General features: G+C 34.6%; 20 protein-coding genes. 12 read left to right on the forward strand and 8 right to left on the reverse strand.

Annotated elements, in window-relative coordinates; genetic code table 11:
• Nucleotides 1-10: 10 nt before the first annotated feature.
• The gene (der, locus tag BM227_RS02885; RefSeq protein WP_092911014.1) at nt 11-1,402 is read right to left on the reverse strand and encodes a ribosome biogenesis GTPase Der; all 1,392 of its coding nucleotides are present in this window, start codon (nt 1,400-1,402) and stop codon (nt 11-13) included.
• A 78-nt stretch (nt 1,403-1,480) separates the two neighbouring features.
• Between der and BM227_RS02890 the strand changes: the two genes are divergently transcribed.
• The 10 genes from BM227_RS02890 to recG all read left to right on the forward strand — a co-directional run bounded on the left by BM227_RS02890 (nt 1,481) and on the right by recG (nt 9,913).
• Nucleotides 1,481-2,239: a DUF3108 domain-containing protein gene (locus tag BM227_RS02890; protein WP_092911016.1), complete on the forward strand. Its 759-nt coding sequence runs from the start codon at nt 1,481-1,483 to the stop codon at nt 2,237-2,239.
• Nucleotides 2,240-2,283: 44 nt separating this feature from the next.
• Nucleotides 2,284-3,132, forward strand: coding sequence for a DMT family transporter (locus BM227_RS02895; RefSeq protein ID WP_092911154.1), 849 nt, complete (start codon nt 2,284-2,286; stop codon nt 3,130-3,132).
• Between the two features lies 1 nt (nt 3,133).
• A complete protein-coding gene (kdsA, locus tag BM227_RS02900) occupies nt 3,134-3,943 on the forward strand; it encodes a 3-deoxy-8-phosphooctulonate synthase (RefSeq protein ID WP_281244292.1) in 810 nt (269 codons plus the stop codon).
• A 38-nt stretch (nt 3,944-3,981) separates the two neighbouring features.
• Nucleotides 3,982-4,452 carry a 6,7-dimethyl-8-ribityllumazine synthase gene (gene ribH, locus BM227_RS02905; RefSeq protein WP_092911020.1) on the forward strand — a complete coding sequence of 157 codons (471 nt, stop codon included), beginning with the start codon at nt 3,982-3,984 and terminating at the stop codon, nt 4,450-4,452.
• Nucleotides 4,452-4,871, forward strand: a complete 420-nt coding sequence (gene nusB / locus BM227_RS02910; protein ID WP_092911021.1) for a transcription antitermination factor NusB — start codon at nt 4,452-4,454, stop codon at nt 4,869-4,871. Before ribH ends, nusB begins: the two co-directional genes overlap by 1 nt.
• Nucleotides 4,868-5,914: a dehypoxanthine futalosine cyclase gene (locus tag BM227_RS02915; RefSeq protein ID WP_092911023.1), complete on the forward strand. Its 1,047-nt coding sequence runs from the start codon at nt 4,868-4,870 to the stop codon at nt 5,912-5,914. The genes nusB and BM227_RS02915 overlap by 4 nt, the downstream gene beginning before the upstream one ends.
• Before the next feature lie 26 nt (nt 5,915-5,940).
• A complete protein-coding gene (locus BM227_RS02920; protein ID WP_245757004.1) occupies nt 5,941-7,230 on the forward strand; it encodes a M16 family metallopeptidase in 1,290 nt (429 codons plus the stop codon).
• A 143-nt stretch (nt 7,231-7,373) separates the two neighbouring features.
• Nucleotides 7,374-7,682 carry a nucleotidyltransferase family protein gene (locus tag BM227_RS02925; protein WP_092911025.1) on the forward strand — a complete coding sequence of 103 codons (309 nt, stop codon included), beginning with the start codon at nt 7,374-7,376 and terminating at the stop codon, nt 7,680-7,682.
• Nucleotides 7,675-8,043, forward strand: coding sequence for a HepT-like ribonuclease domain-containing protein (locus tag BM227_RS02930; protein WP_092911026.1), 369 nt, complete (start codon nt 7,675-7,677; stop codon nt 8,041-8,043). Before BM227_RS02925 ends, BM227_RS02930 begins: the two co-directional genes overlap by 8 nt.
• A gap of 61 nt (nt 8,044-8,104) precedes the next feature.
• The gene (recG, locus tag BM227_RS02935) at nt 8,105-9,913 is read left to right on the forward strand and encodes an ATP-dependent DNA helicase RecG (protein ID WP_281244289.1); all 1,809 of its coding nucleotides are present in this window, start codon (nt 8,105-8,107) and stop codon (nt 9,911-9,913) included.
• 19 nt (nt 9,914-9,932) lie between these two features.
• On the opposite strand, the gene hpf is transcribed toward recG, so the two are convergent.
• From hpf to fliW, 7 genes are all read right to left on the reverse strand, one after another.
• Entirely contained in the window at nt 9,933-10,472 is a 540-nt protein-coding gene (hpf, locus tag BM227_RS02940) for a ribosome hibernation-promoting factor, HPF/YfiA family (RefSeq protein ID WP_092911028.1), read from the reverse strand.
• Nucleotides 10,473-10,536: 64 nt separating this feature from the next.
• Entirely contained in the window at nt 10,537-10,965 is a 429-nt protein-coding gene (locus tag BM227_RS02945) for a type II secretion system protein (protein ID WP_092911030.1), read from the reverse strand.
• An 11-nt stretch (nt 10,966-10,976) separates the two neighbouring features.
• On the reverse strand, nt 10,977-11,867 hold the full coding sequence (locus BM227_RS02950; protein WP_092911032.1) for a type II secretion system protein: 891 nt from the start codon (nt 11,865-11,867) through the stop codon (nt 10,977-10,979).
• Entirely contained in the window at nt 11,858-12,502 is a 645-nt protein-coding gene (locus BM227_RS02955; protein ID WP_092911034.1) for a pilus assembly FimT family protein, read from the reverse strand. Before BM227_RS02955 ends, BM227_RS02950 begins: the two co-directional genes overlap by 10 nt.
• 4 nt (nt 12,503-12,506) lie before the next feature.
• Entirely contained in the window at nt 12,507-15,518 is a 3,012-nt protein-coding gene (locus BM227_RS02960; protein WP_092911036.1) for a hypothetical protein, read from the reverse strand.
• Between the two features lie 142 nt (nt 15,519-15,660).
• Complete coding sequence (locus tag BM227_RS02965) at nt 15,661-16,413, reverse strand: pyrroline-5-carboxylate reductase (RefSeq protein ID WP_092911037.1); 753 nt, start codon at nt 16,411-16,413, stop codon at nt 15,661-15,663.
• 21 nt (nt 16,414-16,434) lie between these two features.
• A complete protein-coding gene (gene fliW / locus BM227_RS02970; protein WP_177201963.1) occupies nt 16,435-16,839 on the reverse strand; it encodes a flagellar assembly protein FliW in 405 nt (134 codons plus the stop codon).
• Nucleotides 16,840-16,913: 74 nt separating this feature from the next.
• On the opposite strand from fliW, the gene BM227_RS02975 reads away from it, so the two are divergent.
• Together BM227_RS02975 and lon are read left to right on the forward strand one after the other, a co-directional pair.
• A complete protein-coding gene (locus BM227_RS02975) occupies nt 16,914-17,561 on the forward strand; it encodes an outer membrane protein assembly factor BamD (RefSeq protein ID WP_092911041.1) in 648 nt (215 codons plus the stop codon).
• A 65-nt stretch (nt 17,562-17,626) separates the two neighbouring features.
• Nucleotides 17,627-20,050, forward strand: coding sequence for an endopeptidase La (gene lon, locus BM227_RS02980; RefSeq protein ID WP_092911043.1), 2,424 nt, complete (start codon nt 17,627-17,629; stop codon nt 20,048-20,050).
• The last annotated feature ends 96 nt before the right edge of the window (nt 20,051-20,146 follow it).

Below are 20,146 nucleotides of genomic sequence, written 5' to 3' on the forward strand. Positions count from 1 at the left end.
AAGTTAGCTCTTAATCTTCACTGTTATCCTCTTCTCTTTCTCCACGTTTTTTAGGAATAAGAATCAGAGGTGTTCCTTCCAAATCAAAATTTTCTCTTATTTGGTTGCTTAAATAGCGTATATAGCTGAAATGAATTCCTTTTGGTCTATTTGATATTAGTGCTATTTTAGGAGGCTTGATTTCATATTGTGATGCAAACAGTATGTTTACAGCTTTTCCTTTAAAACTTGGAATATGGTGTTTGATTGTAGCATTTTTGATAACATCATTAAGCTCTCGTGTAGGAATGTGACGAGTATAGTTTTCATAAACTTTTAAAAGCATATCGGTGATTTTATGTACTCTCTTTTTCGATTTTGCCGATACAGTTATAACTGGTGCCCAACTAAGGAATTTAAATCGGTAGCGCAGCTCCTCTACAATTTCATCATAAGTTCCTAAAGCTTCATCCCATTTATTTAGAACAATTATACAGCCAAGTTTGTACTCATCTACAAGTCCTGCAATCTTTTCATCAAGTTCACTCAAAGGTGCGCTTGCATCTAATACCAGCAGAGCAATATCTGCTTTTTCCAGCATTTGTCTTGTACGACCCAATGCATACCGCTCAATACCTTGAATTTTTCCACGACGACGCAGACCAGCAGTGTCTATAAAAGTAACTGTTTTATCTTTTACTATAATCTTTTCATCAACAGGGTCTATTGTAGTTCCTGCAACATCACTTACAACAGCACGTTCGCTTCCCAGCAGTGCGTTAAGAAGAGAACTTTTTCCAACATTGGTACGTCCTATGATAGCAACGCCGATTTCATTAAGGTTCTCTTCTTCTTTGAGAGTACCGCTTTCATCAAAACGGGAAATGAGATTTTCCAATGCATCATCTTCATCATCAAGTTCTAAAACAAGTTCAGGTTCATCCAAATGACTTTTTATCCACTCTATCAATTGACCTACACGACGATTATGTGATACAGAGATTGCAAACTGGTTTTGTGCACCAAATTCACTAAACTCCCAGGCTCTCTCTTCCTCTTTATCATTATCTATTTTATTGATTACCAATGCTATTGGTTTTCCAAGGCTTTGAAGTTTGTAAAAGAGCTGTTTGTCACGACCATCTGGCAAACTCTTTCCATTTACCATATAGATGATTATATCGGCAATTTCTGCTGCTTCTATTGCTTTGTTTTTTACACTTCGAAACAGCTCTGTGCTCTCATCTATTCCGCCGGTATCTACTATCTCTGCCTCTTTGCCGTCAAAGTCTATTAACTCTTTTTTTACATCACGTGTTGTTCCTGCCATATCTGAAGTAATGGCTATTCGACGTTTTGCGAATCTGTTAAAAAGTGAGCTTTTTCCTACGTTTGGTTGTCCTAAAATTGCTATTTTTTTCATCTCTCTCTTTTGTTTGCAAGAATTTAATAGGATTTTATCAAATATTATGTTTAAATACACTGATTAAAGGAAAATAGTATGAGTAAAGTTATGAAATGGTTAGCAAGTTTAATTATTTTAGTATCGATTTTACAGGCTGAAACTATTGATGCCAAATATAAGATAGAGTATGGAATTTTTGGTAAAATGGGTGAGTCTGAGGCTAGACTTGTAAAAAAAGATGGTCATTACAAGATAAAGATGATAGCATATGCTACAGGTTTGGCAAAGGTTCTTAGCGGAGGACGTGTTGAAGTGTATGAGAGTGAAGGTACCATTATGCCTGATGGTACATTAAGACCAGATGTTTTTCGTAAAGATATAAGCCGTAAGGGTAAAAAGCGTATTAAAATCTATACATTTAATAGAAAAGATAAAAAAATTGAGTATAAAGAAGAAAGATTTAGAGATGGCAAATTAGAAAGCGAAAGCAGTGGCATACTTCCTTATTTTGCTGAGAATGATATAATTTCACTCTATTTCAATGTAAAGACTATTTTAAAAAACTGCCAAAAGCCTTTTGATAAGATGTTAAAAGCTGTAGGTGCACAGAAAAACAGTGGAAATGTTCGGGTTTCTACTGTAGTTGGTGATGATATTAAAAAGGTTAAAGATTTATTGGGTGAAGCTTCCTGTTATCTTAAAGTAACTGTTTATCAAAAGCTTTTTGGCTCTAAAGGTGGAGAGTTGTATCTTGGATTGAGACCAGATTTTGTAGTTAAAAAAGCAGTTTTAAAAGATGTTATTATGTTTGGCGATATTCGCGGTAACTTGACTCAGTTTTCTAAGCACAACTGAAAGTGAAAGCAAGACTTTTAAAAATTGATGCCGGTGTTCGGTATATGCTTTTTGCATCTTTAATGTTTGCATTAATGGGTGCATTTGCAAAAATGTTGAGTTCTCATCTTCCTTCTATTGAAGTAGTCTTTTTTCGCAATGTCTTTGGCTTTTTTTTAGTAGCTGCTACTATTCTTAAAAAACCTATGACACATACCGGTGGAAAGCCATTTTTACTTCTCTTTAGAGGATTGATGGGCTTTTTGGCACTTTTGGCATTCTTTTACAATATTGGTCATATCCCTTTGGGTGATGCAATGACATACTCAAAAACTTCACCAATATTTACAGCTCTGTTTGCTTGGATCTTTTTGAAAGAGGCACTGGGTGTTCGTGGGTGGCTTGCTCTTGCTATAGGTTTTATCGGCATTGTTTTAATAGCAAAGCCAACTGGCATGATGTTAGATAAAACTGCATGGCTTGGAATTTTCAGCGGAGTAGGAGCAGCACTTGCATACACAGCGGTGCGAGAATTAAGACAGTATTACGATACACGTGCAATTGTTCTCTCATTTATGGGCGTAGGTACTGTTGGACCACTTGTTTTAATGGCACTCTCCCCATATGTAGCAACAGAAGAGCTTGATATGCTATTTGCTTCTTTTGTTATGCCATCAGGAGTAGAGTGGGGATATATTATTATGCTGGGGCTGTTTGCAACACTTGCTCAAATATATATGACTAAAGCTTATGCAGCAACACAGGCTGGAATTGTTGGGGCAGTAAGTTATAGCAATATTCTATTTTCTATTATGGTTGGATTATTAATTGGAGATCCTTTTCCTGATCCAATTACTTGGGGAGGAATAGCTCTAATTGTTACTGCGGGGATTATTGTTGCAAGAAAAAAGTAGTATAGAAAGGAATGAGATGATTTTAATAGCAGGACCTTGTGTAATTGAGAGTAGAGACTCTGTTTTTCGTATTGCAGAATCGTTAAAAAAGTATGATGAAGATGAGACTATAGATTTCTATTTTAAAGCCAGTTTTGACAAGGCAAACCGTACATCACTAGAGAGTTACCGTGGACCAGGTCTTGAAGAGGGAATGAAGATATTTGAAGAGATAAAAAAAGAGTTTGGATACAAAACATTGACAGATGTACATGAATCACATCAGGTTCAAAGAGTCAGTGAAGTTGTCGATGTTTTACAGATTCCCGCTTTTTTGTGTCGTCAAACAGATTTGTTGGTAGCAGCAGCAAAGACTGACTGCATTGTGAACATTAAAAAGGGACAGTTTATGGTTCCTGCAGATATGCAGTATTCTGTACTTAAAGTTCTTAAAACCAGAGGTTTTGAAACGTGCGATTATGAAACAAGTAAAAAAGCGGGTGTCTGGTTGACTGAAAGAGGTTCTACTTTCGGTTATGGAAACTTGGTTGTAGATATGCGCTCTCTTCCTATTATGCGAAAGTTTGCACCGGTAGTTTTTGATGCTACTCACAGTGTTCAAATGCCAGGGCAGGGTGGAAAAACAGGCGGTGACAGCTCATTTGTTCCTTACTTAGCTCGTGCAGCTGCAGCAACCGGAGTAGATGGTTTCTTCTTTGAAACACATTTTGATCCGGCATCTGCTTTAAGCGATGGTCCAAATATGGTACGATTGGAAGAGTTGGAAAAGCTTATTGAACAGATTAAAGCTATTAGAGAAATAGTGCAGTAGTATGGTAAAATAGCAAAAATTCAAATGAAGGTAGTTTGATGAATGTTATAGAAGGAAAGTTAAGATTACACGGCAGTGAAAATATTGCTATCATAGCAAGCAGATTTAATCATATTATTACTGATCGTTTAGTTGAAGGTGCTCGTGATGCCTTTTTGCGTCATGGTGGTAAAGAGGAAAACTTAGATCTTATTTTAGTACCTGGAGCTTTTGAGATTCCATTTGCTCTACAAAAGGCTCTTGCAAGCGGTAAGTATGATGGCGTTTGTTGTGTTGGTGCTGTCATTAGAGGTTCTACTCCACACTTTGATTATGTTGCGGCAGAAGCAACCAAAGGAGTAGCCAGTACAACGCTTAAATATGGCAAACCTGTAGCATTTGGAGTACTTACTACCGATACTATTGAACAAGCAATCGAGCGTGCAGGTAGTAAAGCTGGAAATAAAGGTTTTGAAGCTATGGCAGGCGTTATAGAGATGCTTGATCTATACCGGGCAATGGAGGAGTAATGGCAACACGTCATCAGTCCAGAGGGGCAGTAATAGGTCTTTTATATGCCCACGATATAGGTAATCCTGAAGTTCAGCAGTTTAGTGAAGATCTGCTTGAAGAGAAGAAGATAAGAAATAAGCAAAGAGAGTTTGCACTTGGTCTTTATAATGGTGTATTGAGTCATTTAGAGACTATCGATAGTGAGATTAAGGCACATCTGAAAGATTGGGACTTTGAGCGTTTAGATCATGTTGACAAGTCAATTTTGCGTTTAGGTACATATGAATTGCTTTATACCGAACTTGATAGAGCTGTTGTTATCAATGAAGCAGTTGAGCTTGCAAAAGAGCTTGGCAGTGATCAGTCTCCAAAATTTGTCAACGGTGTTCTTGATGCTATTGAAAAGACCACTTCTAAAAAGGGTGAAGAGGCATGAGCCGTCTTAGCAAAGAGGAGGCGGTTAATCTGATCCGTAATGCAGACCTTAAAACACTTGGTCGTATGGCAAGTGAAATGAAGGCAAAACTGCATCCTAAAAAGATTACTACATTTGTTGTAGACCGTAATATAAACTATACAAATGTATGTTGGGTCGATTGTAAATTTTGCGCCTTCTATAGACACGGTAAAGATGATGATGCTTATGTTTTAACTTTTGAAGAGATTGATCAAAAGATTGAAGAGCTTCTATCGATTGGTGGTACGCAGATCCTTTTTCAAGGTGGTGTGCATCCTAAACTTAAAATTGAGTGGTATGAAGAGCTTGTAGAGCATATTCATCAAAAGTACCCAGAAGTTACTATTCACGGATTTAGTGCAGTTGAAATAGACTATATTGCCAAAGTATCACGCATAAGTGTTGAAGAGGTGCTTAAGCGCCTGGCTGCAAAGGGACTTAGCTCTATTCCAGGAGCTGGAGCTGAAATTTTAAGTGACAGGGTGCGAGATATAATAGCACCTAAAAAGATAGATGTCAAAGATTGGCTTGGTGTCCATAGATTGGCACATAAAAATGGCATTAAATCTACAGCTACAATGATGTTTGGTACAGTAGAAACAGATGAAGAGATTGTTGAGCATTGGGAGCACATACGAAATCTTCAAGATGAAACTGGCGGCTTTCGTGCTTTTATTATGTGGAGTTTTCAGCCGCACCATACAAAGCTAGCAGAAGAGGGTATAGTTACCAAAAAAACAAGCCCTAATCGATACCTTAGACTTCTTGCTGTTAGTAGGCTTTTTCTAGACAATGTTAAAAATATCCAAAGTTCATGGGTTACTCAGGGAAGTTACATTGGTCAGATGGCACTGCAGTATGGCGCAAATGACCTTGGTAGTACAATGATGGAAGAGAATGTTGTCAAAGCTGCAGGTGCTGCAAACAGAATGAATCAGCAGGAGATGATACGGCTTATTCGTGATATCGGTGAAACTCCGGCAAAACGCAATACAGCCTATGAGATTTTAGAGGTCTATTGACAGAGCTCAAAGGTGAGAGAAAAGATATGAAAAAAATATTATTGGGTCTGTTGTTACTGCAAGGAGTATTGATGAGTGCAATTTTAGATAAAGTTGAGATAAATGGTGTTGAAATACCTCTTATTTTTGAAGAGGAGCGATTACTGCCGATAGTTTCAATGCAGGTAACTTTCCAGTATAGCGGTTCTTTGGCAGATGGTGAGCATCCAGGACTTGCAAAATTTTCTGCCCGTATGATGAATGAGGGGACAAAAAAACTTGGTTCAACAGGATTTGCAAAAGCATTAGAAGAGAAGGCTATTAGCTTGAGTAGTCACTCAGGAACAGAGACATTTGTTTTTGAGCTTGGGAGCTTGAAAGAGGAGTTTGATGATGGTATTAAACTTTTTGCTGAGCTTCTTAAAGAGCCAAATCTTACAGAAGAGAGTTTTAAAAAGGTACAAACTACAACCATTGGTTCATTGATGCGAAAAGAGAGCGATTATGACTATCAAGCAAGTCTGTTGCTTAAAAAGAGTCTTTTTGAAGGAACACCATTAGAGAGACCTGCTGATGGAACAGTTGATGATATTAAGGCTCTGAAATTAAGTGATGTACAGAACTTTTTAAAAAATCATCTGGTTTTAAAGCGTGCAATTATTGTGATAGGCGGCAGTTTATCGATTGATGAAGCTAAAGCATATGCAAAAGAGGCTCTAAAACCTTTAACTGTTGGTGAGGTTGAACCTTTGCCATTTTTTGAAGCAAGTGAAAAATCAAAGACCTCTATTGAAGTTAAACCGACAGAACAAGCTTATATCTATTTTGGATCACCTTTTAATATGAGGGTTGATGATCCAGAGAGTTACAAGGCAAAAGTTGCAGCATTCATTTTAGGCAGTAGCGGTTTTGGAAGTCGTTTGATGGAAGAGATTCGTGTAAAAAGAGGATTAGCATATTCAGCTTATGGACGCATTGTTTTAAACAGAAGCAGCAGCTATTTTAGTGGATATCTGCAGACAAAACTTGAAAGCCAGGAAGAGGCTAAAAAAGTAGTGCTTGAAGTTATAGATGAGTTTGTAAAAAAGGGTGTAACACAAAAAGAGCTTGATGATGCCAAAATGTTCCTGCTTGGCTCTGAGCCTTTGAGAAATGAAACACTATCTCAACGTCTAAGCCGTGCTTTTAACGAATACTACAAGGGCTTAAGGCTTGGTTTTTCTAAAAAACAGCTAGAGCTTATAGAAGAGCTTAAGTTGGAAGATTTAAATGAGTTTATTGCAAAACATCCTGAACTATTGAAGCTGTCATTTGCTATTGTAACGGATAAAAAATAACTTTGGACTTATTTATGTCCAAGTTATTGTATTACTTGTATTACATTGTTAATATAGGAAAATAATGATATAAGTTATGCAAAGCAATGTTTTGAAAGCATTGAAGCATAAGAAAATATTCAATGTTTTGATATAATGGAAACATGACAAAAGAAATAATAATAAATCAATTATCAAAACTGAAACCAAAGTATGAAAAAGAGGGATTGAAAATTTATGGACTATTTGGTTCATATGCTCATGACCAAGCTACGCCAGAAAGTGATATTGATATCTTAGTTGAAGCAACACCTGAATTTGCAGCAAGATATGGTTTTTCAGCAATTGCTAGACTAAAAGATATTGAAAAAGAGATAAGTAATATTTTGGGTGTAAAAGTTGATCTTGCTGATCGTAGTGGTATGGGACAAACTGCAAAAAAATTTATTATTGATAGAACAATTTATGTCTAAAGAATTAATTAGTAAAGTATATCTGATTTTGGAAAAAATTGAATATATTGAGCAGATTGTTAAAAATGCTGGAGGAGTATCTAATGCGTTAGAAGATACAGTTACTATGCGTCCAGCTATTTTAATGCATATGGTTGCAATTGCAGAGCAATTTGATAAACTTAAAAAGTCACAGGCTAATGCTATTTTAAATAAATATGATCCTAATGATCTCAAAGGTATGTATGATGTTAGAACATACATAGCACATGATTATGAAGGTGTCAATTTAGCTATTATAGAATGGATTATACGTTATGGTTTGCCAAAGTTAAAGGAACAGTCAATCTCTATTATTGAAAATAGTGAGTTACAACTATAATTTAGTCGTATCGGTATAGGAATAGTAAGATTTATTGAATAGAAAAAAGGATAAAAAAGAAGTGTCAAGTACAAGCAAAGATATGTTATCGAAGGCTGGGTTTGCATCTTTGCTTGAACTTGCCATACATACTCCTGTATCTTATCTTGATACAAGGCTTTCAAATGAATTAATTATTGGAGAGATACATACTTTTGAAGCAGAAGTTGTATCAGTTGCTAAACAGCCTAAACGGTTGGTTATTACTGTAAACTCTTCTTTGTGTGATCAGTCAATAGAAGTTACTATTTTTCATCCTAAACCTTACCATAGCGCACTTTTTAAACCAGGTCTTAAACACTATTTGCAAGGCAAGATAGAGAGATTCGGATCAAAACTGCAGGTTGTAAATCCAAAGAAGATTTCAAAAATAGGTGAAATTGTTCCAAAATACAAGTGCAAACTAAGACAAGATGTTTATAGAAGAATAATTGATAATCTTGTAACTTTGGAAAATTTAAAAGCACAAGGACTTGATGAAGCACGAGCATCTCTTATTGTAAGAGCTCATAAGCCTGATGATACGTGGTTAAGACTATATAGAAAATATGGAGGGTTTGGACCAAAAACAGTTGAAGCATTAAAGTTTGCAGAAGCACTTGATCATTTTCAAAGGTTAAAGGGTAAACGTATTCGTTTCTCTTCAATGTGTAAATTAAATGGATCGATTGAGCCTTTTTTAGCAAACCTACCTTTTGAGTTGACAGATGATCAAAAAAGGGCAATTGAAGATATATCAAACGATTTAAGATCTGAATTTGCCGCAAGGCGCATGATTGTTGGTGATGTTGGGTCAGGAAAGACAATGGTAATTTTAGCATCTGCAATGATGGCTTATCCAAATAGAGCTGTTTTAATGGCACCTACATCCATTTTAGCCAGACAACTTTATGAAGAGGCAAAAAAGTGGTTGCCTAAGTTTGTAAAGATTGCACTGGTAACGCAGAGTAAAGAGATAGGCGACATAGAGAGTGATCATTTTATCATAGGTACACACGCACTTCTTTATCGTGATCTTCCCGAAGCACCGCTAATTATGGTTGATGAACAGCACCGTTTTGGTACCGAACAGCGTAAACTTTTAGAGCAGATTGTCTCAAAAGATAAAGAAAAAGCCAAGCCCCATTTTTTACAATTTTCAGCTACTCCAATACCAAGAACTCAAGCGATGATAGATTCAGCTTTAATAGATGTTACTCTCATTGAGTCAACACCATTTGTCAAAGATATTACAACACGCATAATAGACAAAAGTGATTTTGCCTCTCTTTTAGAGCATATAAAGTGTGAGGTTGAAGAGGGTAGGCAGGTTTTGGTAGTTTACCCTTTGGTGGAAGAGAGTGAGTCGATCAACTATCGTTCATTAGAAGAGAGTGTAGAGTTTTGGAAGAGTAGGTTTGATGGAGTCTATGTAACACACGGTAAAGATAAGCTAAAAGATGAAGTGCTTGCAGAGTTTGCTCAAAATGGTAAGATACTGCTTGCTACAACAGTTATAGAGGTTGGAATTTCATTGCCTAAATTATCTACCATCATCATTGTTGGTGCTGAGAGAATGGGGCTTGCTACACTTCATCAGTTAAGAGGACGTGTAAGTAGAAATGGTTTAAAAGGGTACTGTTATCTCTTTACTCACGATAAAAACAATATTCGCCTTAAAGAGTTTGCTAAAACTACAAACGGTTTTGAGATTGCAAGGTTAGATTTGAAGTTTAGAAAGTCAGGTGATCTTTTAACAGGTAAAGCTCAAAGTGGTAAAGAGTTTATTTGGCTTGATTTGGCAGAAGATGAAGAGATAGTAAAAGAGGCGAAAGCAAAAGTGGACGGGTAAAACCCGTCCTTTGAGACTCTTAGTAAAGACCGAAACGTCCATCATTTCTTCGATAAAGCACTCTCATTTTTCCATCCATATCATTAAATACTATAAACTGTTTATCTGGTGAAGATTTTAGTAGATTTAGTGCCTCTTCTATTTCAAGTGGTTTGTAAAGTTCAAGTTCTGTTGGAACAATTTCATCAGTATCATCTGCTAAAGCAGCAGCAATTTCAGCTTCGTGTGCTGCAGCAAGTTCATCTGGTCTTACAGATTTATGTTCAGTCACTTTATCATGATGTCTTCTTAAAACTTTGTGAGCACGATCAATAGCCAAGTCGACAGCAGCATAAACATCTTTGTCTTTTTGTCTAATGACAACAGTATTTTTATTTGCCATATTGATAACAAACTCTACGCTGTAACCTTTTTTACCGTTTCGCTCATCTGCATCTATTACAACACGAGTAGAAATGATATCTAGATTATATTTTTTCAAACCGTCAATAGCACTTTCAATATGTTGTTTAATGGCATCAGTCAATTCAAAATGTCGACCTACAATGCTTATATTCATTGGTAAACTCCTTATATTAAAATTAAAATATTATACCCAATTTGTGTGTAATTTTTCCATTTATTCAAGGTTTTTGTATAGTCCGTTTATGAAAATTAATCTTTTCTGAGGTTATAGGATCTGTTATTGAGACAATAACATCTATTAGTGCTGTTCCATTTGACTCTTTTGTGTATAGATTATTGTCTAATATATTGCAACTAGATGGTAGACCTTTTCCAAAGTAGTATATAGTTATATTCACATCAAAGTTTTTGTATCTATTTAGATCATTTATATTGTTAATGCACTCTCCATTTGACCAATTATTGCCGGAAATTTTTAAAAGAGCGTACTCTGTTGCACTTCTTGCTATAAGTTCTGCTTGCTCTTTAAGGTAAATATCTTCTGTCTGCTTTGATGTTGTAGTTGTAAAACTTAGCATCAGGCTCATTAATGTACCTATAAGTACCATTATTACAATAGCTAAAAGAAGTGTAAAACCGTGTCTCAAATAGTTGATCCTTAATATATAATTTTTTCTTTGCATACAGATGCGTTGAAGTTTCTTCTCTCTTCATCTGCAAATGGTGCCCATACACACAGTTTAATGCGAATTGCTGTGCCATCTGCTGTTTGCATTATACGAAATCTGTTAACATGATCAATAAGCAGAGATTTTTTTGCATCTGATGAGTTGTAATTTTCTCCATCCCATGGTTGGTAATCGTAGTGTAGTGTCAAGTTAAAATCCTCATCATCTCCTTCGGCTACAATGGCATATGCCTCTTTTGCAATATAGTAGTGCTCTACCATCTCTTTTTCAGGGTTCTCTTTAAGTAGAAGTTTTATGTTACTCAAGTTGTTCTCTACTAAAAGAGCACAATTATGATCAAGTGTATTATGTAATCCAAAGTCTTGAGCTGGACATATCTTGTCAAATATTACTACTCTGTTAGAAAAGTCTATATTAAAATTGCTTCCTGGAGATATAATTGTAGTTACATTGGTTTCAGGGTGGTACAGATCAACTAAACCGCTCCAATTTGGTCTATAGATTGAACCATTCCACTCTCCTATGAATGTATCAATATCATAACTAATCCACTCTAAGTTTTGAAACTCACCATTTACTTGTGATAAAGAAATAAAATCTTCTCCATAAACAGTTCCATCAGGATTTTTACTTACTATTACACTACCTGGAACTCTATTTTGTAATCTTTTTGCTATCAACTCAAGCGCAAGTTCAGTTTTTGTTTCAATTTCATTTAATGAACGAGATGAAAGATATGCATTATATATTTTTACAAAAATATCTGCCGATATAGATGAAACAATTCCAAAAACAACAAGCACAATTATAATTTCTAGTAGAGTAAAAGCACTCTTTTTTTTATATATTTTTATTCCCATGATCGTATAAGAAGATCTTGTTGACCAATATTTGTGCTAAAAGCAGTGATGGATGTGATAATATTTTCATTACTATCTTTAACTGTAACAGTAAACTCTTTAATATTTGTAGAGTTATCAGATGGCATTGACATATTATAGTCTTGAACATAACGCATTGTAGTTGATATTTTATATTTATCCTTATATTCATGTTCGTTTGTTGAATCGCCTGAAATAAAAATATCTCCTATCAAGTCATCCATATCATCAGGTATTGTGTCGTTTATATCCATTTGAAGTTCTTCTGATGCAAATATTTGATTTACGTAAAATGATCTGCGACTATCACCCTTAAAATGTCCTATGCGGTAAGTTGAATTTATATCTGGGTATCGATCGTATTTAGAAAGACCATTTTTAACATCTAAAACCTTATCTTTAACTCCAAGTTCTCTTTGTTCAGCTATTGCTTCATCCCAAGCATAAGATAGAATATTACCAGCTTTTATTATGGCTATCATAACTGCTTCTTGTTTAATATTTTCTATCTCCTTTTTACTCTCTTGTTGCAACATCAAAGGTATGGCAGAAAATGCCAGGCCGATAACAACAATTGATATTATCAACTCTATTAGAGTAAAAGCTTGCTTCATATTTTTACCAATTTATTCTTTTATTTGGAACTTTTGAACTATTTTCATCAACATGCAGCCCTATGTTATAACCTTTTCCTGTCCATCCATTTGTTGTTGAATTGTAAAACTCAATAAAAAATGATTTATATTTAGCATTTTGATCGTATTGGTTATAGATCAGCCAGCTGTCTGGAACAATTTTAATACGTGTTGAGAATGGGTAACCTTTTGAGCCATCATATGTAATATTTGGTTGAATTGCTCCTGCTTGAAATGTATCTGATTCAGTATTTATTGTCACTTCTGATTGAATTGGAATTAATTGAAGTTCTCCATCAGTTAAAGAGTGATCTCTATTTATTCTCCAAAGTTCATTATCAACAGACTTTTCATAGTCACTTGGACATAAAGAAGATGTTTCTCCACAATAAATTTCTGCAAATATCTTTGTTTGATTATTGTCTGTTAAGCGATAGTTTGGTGCATAAACTCTTCCATAATAGAATTTTTTAGAACTGTTTATATCTTTTTTACCTATGACATTAATATCATTATAATCAGATGAGGTACTTGATGAGTTTACCTCTAGCAGAGTAATTAATATTGGAGGTACAGCTTTTGTTTTATCTCTATCTATATTGAAATATATTTTTGCTTTTCCTATGCCATTTGTAAATTGAGATGATTTTATTATACTTTTGATACTGTTCTTACCTATGTTTAATGAGCAATTAGTGTAATTGTTGTCGTCATATTGGCTTATATTTATTTCACTGCTGCTATTGATTTCTGTATTAAGATATAGATCAAATGTAGTGCGATATTCATAGCTTTCATCAGAAAAACATTGGTTTGTAAAGTTTTGCGTAATATTTCCATCTTCATTTTTTGCAATGACTGTATAGTTGATATATGCAGACATTTTTGGTATTGATGATTTGGGTATGGTATTCATATATACCCAATCTTTTCCATTTGTTGTTTCATATGTAGCATTTGTTTCAAATTTATAAGGAATAAAAGCAAACTTTATTTCTGAAGGTTGAATATATCTTATATCATCATTTGTATCATCTCTATCTACATATGCCCACTCGCTTCCATTTTTTTCGCTTACTTTGAATTTAAACAGACCTGTTTCGCTGAATTTTATAGTTGCATTAATCTCTCCATTCAAAAACTTTTGACTCTTGTTTTCTATTTTAACATAGCCATTTGATGGGCAAGATATATTGAGCTCATCTGGAATAAAAAGAGTTGGTTGAATATTTAAAGAGATAATAGATGCGTTATAGTCTTTTACAGTATCATTTATTTCATTAACAGCTTTAACTATGATGTTGAAATTACCAGCTTTTATATACTTTTTTATTTTATTTGGATTATCTACTTGAAAACTATTTGGTCTTATTGCAAATGAGTCACTTGATTCAAACTCAATAAACTCTTTTTCATCATCGTCGTCATCGTCATCGTCATCATTATCATTATCGTCATTATCATTTATATTTTCATGAATATCATCAATATAACTATGAAGTTCATCTGTATCATTGCAGTCATCATCGTCATCTTGTTCATCATGATCAACTTCACACTCATTATATGGGTATAAGATATAGAGTGAATCATCTTTACTTGCACAAACTCTAAATTTGACAACTACATCTTTATGTGCTTCTTCAATTGTAAATGTATATTGTTTGCTCGGTCCATCTTTGCCTGCAGATGCATTGAAATCTATCCAATCATTGTCAAGGTATTCAGAGTTACTTTTATCATATAGCCTAAATTTTATATCTATATTCTCTTTTGTTTCAATGCCGTTATTGTATCTGTTCATTGAAGCTATTGTAAGTTTAAAACTTTTTCCTGCAATTTTTGTAGATATATTTCTATCAAATACTCCACGAAAGTTGTTGTAGTCATCCCAAGCATCAAAAGGTCCCGTTTTAGTTTCTGTAATAGGATAAGATTCACTATATGGACAAGTATACTCAATATCTCCTATTCTGCACCTGTTTTGACAAGTGTGTCTATAGTTATAGTCTTCTATGTATGATTCATCACCATCTTGCGTTTCTAGTTTTTCACTATCATTACTAGAGATTTTTTCATTGTTGTCAATGTCTTCTACACCATCAAAGTAATTACCATTGAAATAGCTGTTTCTATTAGTTGCTTTTACTTGATGTACTCCATAGAAACAGTTGTTTGTTATACGTGGAAATCCATATTGGTTTACTTCAAGAACCAGTGCTGGCTCATCAGTAGAACTACTTGTTATTATGCTATTTTTTACAATTGGATTAAGTGCATTTGCAGGAAGATATATTCCTCTTTTTCTTGAACTAACACATACTGAATCTATTAAAATATTTGAGGCTTTATCAATTTGTATACCATTATCTTTTGCTGAAATCATACTGTTTCTTATGAATACATCAATATTTTTATCACTACCAATCCAAATTCCATCAGCTTCTGCACTGTTTATATCAAAACCGTCAATAAATATGGGACCTTTAGGTGTACCAATATCTATGCCTCTTTTTCTGCTTCTAATAGTTATATTTTTTGCACAGGAGAAGCCATTTTGAAACATCAAGCCTTTTCCATCCGAATCAATAATTAAATCTTTTAAGATAATTTTATTATTTGTATTTCCATCTGCCCATATAGCAGCTTCATATGCTCTTTCTCTAGATCTTAATCTAAAATGCTCCATAACCATATTGTAATTGCTTGCAGAAGTAATTTTAATGGTGTATCCGTTACTATCAATTACAACATCATCAATATTTTCACCAACACCTCTAATAATTAAATCTTTTTTATTTATAGTTATAGATTCATTATATGTTCCTGGACATATATTAATAGTATCACCATCATCAGCATTAGAAATAGCATCGCTTATAGTGTTGACATAAAAGTCACCTTCAATACAATGACTGGAGTTTTGATCTACAATGATTGTTTTTGCCACGAGTAAAGTTATCGACAGTGAAAATAGTAAAACAAGCTTTTTCATGATAGCGCCTTTTATTGCATAGCATCTATTTTAAAGTATAAGACAGATTAGTTTTGACTAATCTTAACTAAGACAAAATGTAGATAGGAAATTTTTGCTATTAAGTGGTAAGAAGTGTTGTGTATATCTCTATACACAACATCTATTTTTTGGTTTTATTATAGGCTGCTTGGACAGCTTTTATGAATGCGTCACGTGTACTTTTTTCTTCGAGTGCTGCATAACCAGCTGCTGTAGTACCGCCAGGACTCATAACTGCATCTTTTATTATGGCTGGATGATTGTTTTTAAGAAGAGGGGAGAATCCTGAAAATAGTCCTTCAACCAGTTTAATGGCATCTGATCGTTTTAATCCCTCTTTGACTCCTCCATCGGCTAATGCTTCTGCAACCAAAGCTAGGTATGCTGGTCCGCTTCCTGCTATTGCTGTTGCAATATCAAGCTCTTTTTCACTTTCAACCCACAGTGTTTGCCCAATAGATGAAAATAGTTGTTCGGCTTCATCCCTTTTTGTTTTATCACCGGTCAAAGTAGTCATAGATGAGAAAAATTCAGCTGAGAGATTTGGCATAGCTCTAATATACTCTTCTGCTTTAATAGCTTTTTTAAGGCTTGCAATATCTGTACCTGCCAATACTGAGTAGAGAGTTTTAGCTTTACCTTTAAGATGCGCAGATGTATCTTTAAGTGCATATGGTTTTACACATAGTAAAACTGTTTGACCATCTATCTCATATTTATCTAAAAGAGCTGTTTTTGCATGTTTTGAAAGCTGTTCGGTAAACTGTAACAGTTTCTCTCCATCTCGTCCTACAATGGTGAGTTCATGCTCTTTTTCCAAACCTTTTGCCAGAGCTAGAGCCATTTTCCCAGGACCAATGATGGTAATTTTCACGTTAAAATCTCCTAATATATTTTATGAAATATCTTCTTTTGCAATGTAATCGCCAAGTTTATCAGCAATGCCAAAATTTTGTCCCTCTTTTGGTTCTATAACAAATTGTCCCATTAAACCTTTTTTTGTATTAAAAAGTAAAGGAGCCATAAAGTTAACATGGGAAGTCTCTATAGGAGTATTTAAGATCATAATATTGAGTACTTTTACATCTTCAGGATTCTCTATTTGTAATTTTTGTACAACATGATCTGGAATATCAAAGTTATAGTCATCTCTGAGTGCTGTTGGCATTACAAGTGTAAATGATGGCAAAGATTTGTCATCCAAGTTTTCCATTCGGAAAAAAATATCATCAATTTGTTCAAGAGAAACTCTTTCACAACCATCAAAACCAAATATTGGCAGTACAGCTTTATATTCCATAAAGGTCTCCTTTAATAGATAAGTAATGATATATCGGATAAAATCATTGTCCAAGTTTAACATAAAGGTTCTAAATGTTTCGTAATATTATAATTTTTTTAATTTTTGGTTCTGTTGTAATATTTAATAATGGGTGTTCTTCAAAAGTTGAACAGGAGTATGAAAAGCCTGCTATATATTGGTATCAGAAGTTAATACGCAGTGTTTCATCAGGAAATCTTGAAAAAGCAGATAGTTACTTTACATCTTTAGAGAGTGAACATATAAGTTCTCCGCTAATTCCTGAAGCAATGCTAATTTTAGTACAGGCTCATATGGATTCTGAAGAGTATCTATTGGCAAATTTCTATCTTGATGAGTATATTAAACGTTATGGAAATCGGCAAAATAAAGAGTTTGCTCAATATTTGAAAATAAAAGCTGCATTTTTAGGGTTAAACTCGCCACGTTGTGATCAGAAGTTAATACTTGATACACTCAAAAAAGCTCAAAGTTATATAGAAAAGTACCCAAATGGCATTTATACACCATACGTTCATACTATTCAAGTCAGACTTGAAATGACAGAATATATGATGAATGAGAGTATTGCTAAACTTTATAAAAGACGTGATAAAGATAAAGCATCTAAAATCTATGAAGAGAAAAATAGTAAAAGTCGTATTAAAAAAGGCGACATTCAGCCACCTGCAAATAGTTGGGTTGACTGGTTGTTATATTAGTACCTTGACAAAAATTTGAAAAAAGACTATATTTAAGAAAAATTTAAATAAAAAAGGGAGGAGTAATGCAGTTAAGCGATTACAGCGCATTTCCTGCAGAGATACCCATTCTCGTAGAAGATGATATCTTTTTATACCCATTTATGATTTCACCAATTTTTTTGAGTGACGAAAAGAATGTACATGCAGCAGTTGAAGCAGTAGATACAAATTCTCTGGTTTTAGTTTGTACCACAAAGCCTGGGCAAGAGGGAGAGCGAACATTCGATTCTATATATGATGCCGGTGTAGTCGGCTCTATTATGCGTAAAGTTACACTACCTGACGGCAGAATAAAAGTTCTTTTTCAAGGGCTTGCAAGAGGTAAAATTCTTGAACCTGTAAGTGAATCTCCTCTTACTGCAAAAGTGGATATTATTCAAACAAAGCCATATAATGAACTTAAGATTGAAGCTCTTATGGAAGTATTGCGTGAAAAGCTAAAACAGCTTTCCAGTGTTTCCAATCAGTTTCCACCTGATCTTCTTCGTACAATAGAAGAGAATCATGAACCTAATCGAATAGCTGATCTAATATCTAGCACTATAAAGATAAAAAAAGAGGAGTCATATAAGCTTTTTATAGAAGAAGATATAGAAAAAAGACTTCTTTTGCTTATAGATATTATCAGTGAAGAGATTGAAGCTAGTAAACTTCAAAAAGAGATACGATCAAAAGTTCACAGCCGTATAGAGAAGGTAAATAAAGAGTATTTTCTAAAAGAGCAGTTAAAGCAGATTCAACAAGAGTTAGGTACTGATACTCAAAGAGAAGAGGAGATTGAAGAGTACTATAAAAAGCTTGAAGAGAAAAAGCCATTTATGGAGAAAGATGCATACAAAGAGGTTAAGAAGCAAATTGACCGTTTTGCACGTATGCATCCAGATTCAGCTGATGCCAACCTCATTCAAGGTTATCTTGACTGGGTTTTAGAGGTTCCATTTGGCAAACATTCTAAGAAACATCTTAAAGTTGAAGATGTTCAAAAACAGCTTGATAAAGATCACTACTCTCTTAAAAAACCAAAAGAGAGAATTGTCGAATACTTTTCTGTACGTGAATTAGCAGAGCTTAGAGGTGTGGCAGATAAGCAGATAAAAGGTGCTATTTTATGTTTTGCAGGACCTCCAGGTGTTGGTAAAACATCTTTGGCAAACTCTATTGCAAAAGCACTTAAAAGAAAATTGGTACGTATCGCACTTGGTGGTTTGGAAGATGTTAATGAGCTTAGAGGTCATAGACGTACATATATTGGAGCAATGCCGGGGCGAATTGTTCAAGGACTTATTGATGCAGGCGAGATGAACCCTGTAATGGTTCTTGATGAGATAGATAAAGTCGGCAGAAGTATGAGAGGTGATCCAACTTCGGTACTTCTTGAAATACTTGATCCAGAGCAAAACAGTGAATTTCGTGACTACTATTTGAACTTTAATATTGACCTTAGTCAGGTTATATTTATTGCAACGGCTAATGATATTGGAGCTATTCCAGGACCATTACGTGACAGAATGGAGTTTATTTTCCTTAGCAGTTACACACCGCAAGAGAAGTATGAGATTGCCAAGCGTTATTTGATTCCTCAAGAGTTAAAAAAACATGCTCTGAAAAAAAATGAGTTTTCCATCTCTAAAGCAGCTCTTGAAATGGTGATTGAAAACTATACCCGTGAAGCAGGAGTACGTAATTTGCGCCGAAGAGTTGCAGATATGGTACGTAAAGCTGCAAAAGAGATTTTGACCAATCCGGAGATTGGAAAAGTAAATGTAAGTGTTAAAAATTTAAAAGAGTTTTTAGATAAGCCTGTATTTGAGATTGATCCAACAGACAATGTTCCTACTGTAGGCGTAGTAAATGGATTGGCTTGGACTGCAGTAGGTGGTGATGTTTTAAAAATAGAGAGTATCAAGATAAAAGGCAAAGGCGGACTACAGCTTACAGGTAGCCTTGGTGAGGTTATGAAAGAGTCTGCACGTATTGCACTAAGTGTTGTTAAGACTCAAATTGACCAAGGAAAACTGAAAATAGATGAGTCTATTATTTTTAAAACACCTAAAGAGAAGGAAGAGAATATTAAATTAGAGCCAAGTGAAGTCTATAAAAGATATGATCTTCACATTCACGTTCCTGAAGGTGCTACTCCAAAAGATGGACCTAGTGCAGGTATTACAATGGCAACCGCAATAGCCTCAATATTGGGAGAGTACAAAGTACGTGCTGATGTAGCAATGACAGGTGAACTTACATTGACAGGTAAAGTTCTTCCTATAGGCGGATTAAAAGAGAAGCTGATTGCAGCAGATAAAGCGAAAATGAAAAAAGTACTTATTCCAATGAAAAACTATAAGCGAGATTTAGATGATATTCCTGAAAGTGTAAAAGAGAATTTAGAGATAGTTCCTGTTACACGAATTGAAGAGGTCTTAAAAGAGGCATTAATTCTTGAGTAAGTTAAGCAGAGGGGTTTTTCTCTGCTTACTTAATATTTTACTTTAAAATAAATTTACTATATTCTATATTTTTCTACTAAGTAATTACGGCTACTA

It is taken from the genome of Hydrogenimonas thermophila, from assembly GCF_900115615.1.
GTDB classification, from domain to species: domain Bacteria; phylum Campylobacterota; class Campylobacteria; order Campylobacterales; family Hydrogenimonadaceae; genus Hydrogenimonas; species Hydrogenimonas thermophila.

Bases quoted from the DNA above. Each gene is read 5' to 3' on its own strand.
- BM227_RS02950 (WP_092911032.1), bottom strand. From the start codon at position 11,867: ATGGGAATAAAAATATATAAAAAAAAGAGTGCTTTTACTCTACTAGAA.
- BM227_RS02960 (WP_092911036.1), bottom strand. From the start codon at position 15,518: ATGAAAAAGCTTGTTTTACTATTTTCACTGTCGATAACTTTACTCGTG.
- fliW (WP_177201963.1), bottom strand. From the start codon at position 16,839: ATGGAATATAAAGCTGTACTGCCAATATTTGGTTTTGATGGTTGTGAA.
- BM227_RS02955 (WP_092911034.1), bottom strand. From the start codon at position 12,502: ATGAAGCAAGCTTTTACTCTAATAGAGTTGATAATATCAATTGTTGTT.
- BM227_RS02895 (WP_092911154.1), top strand. From the start codon at position 2,284: ATGCTTTTTGCATCTTTAATGTTTGCATTAATGGGTGCATTTGCAAAA.
- BM227_RS02975 (WP_092911041.1), top strand. From the start codon at position 16,914: ATGTTTCGTAATATTATAATTTTTTTAATTTTTGGTTCTGTTGTAATA.
- lon (WP_092911043.1), top strand. From the start codon at position 17,627: ATGCAGTTAAGCGATTACAGCGCATTTCCTGCAGAGATACCCATTCTC.
- BM227_RS02930 (WP_092911026.1), top strand. From the start codon at position 7,675: ATGTCTAAAGAATTAATTAGTAAAGTATATCTGATTTTGGAAAAAATT.
- der (WP_092911014.1), bottom strand. From the start codon at position 1,402: ATGAAAAAAATAGCAATTTTAGGACAACCAAACGTAGGAAAAAGCTCA.
- BM227_RS02890 (WP_092911016.1), top strand. From the start codon at position 1,481: ATGAGTAAAGTTATGAAATGGTTAGCAAGTTTAATTATTTTAGTATCG.
- nusB (WP_092911021.1), top strand. From the start codon at position 4,452: ATGGCAACACGTCATCAGTCCAGAGGGGCAGTAATAGGTCTTTTATAT.
- hpf (WP_092911028.1), bottom strand. From the start codon at position 10,472: ATGAATATAAGCATTGTAGGTCGACATTTTGAATTGACTGATGCCATT.
- BM227_RS02915 (WP_092911023.1), top strand. From the start codon at position 4,868: ATGAGCCGTCTTAGCAAAGAGGAGGCGGTTAATCTGATCCGTAATGCA.
- BM227_RS02925 (WP_092911025.1), top strand. From the start codon at position 7,374: ATGACAAAAGAAATAATAATAAATCAATTATCAAAACTGAAACCAAAG.
- BM227_RS02920 (WP_245757004.1), top strand. From the start codon at position 5,941: ATGAAAAAAATATTATTGGGTCTGTTGTTACTGCAAGGAGTATTGATG.
- ribH (WP_092911020.1), top strand. From the start codon at position 3,982: ATGAATGTTATAGAAGGAAAGTTAAGATTACACGGCAGTGAAAATATT.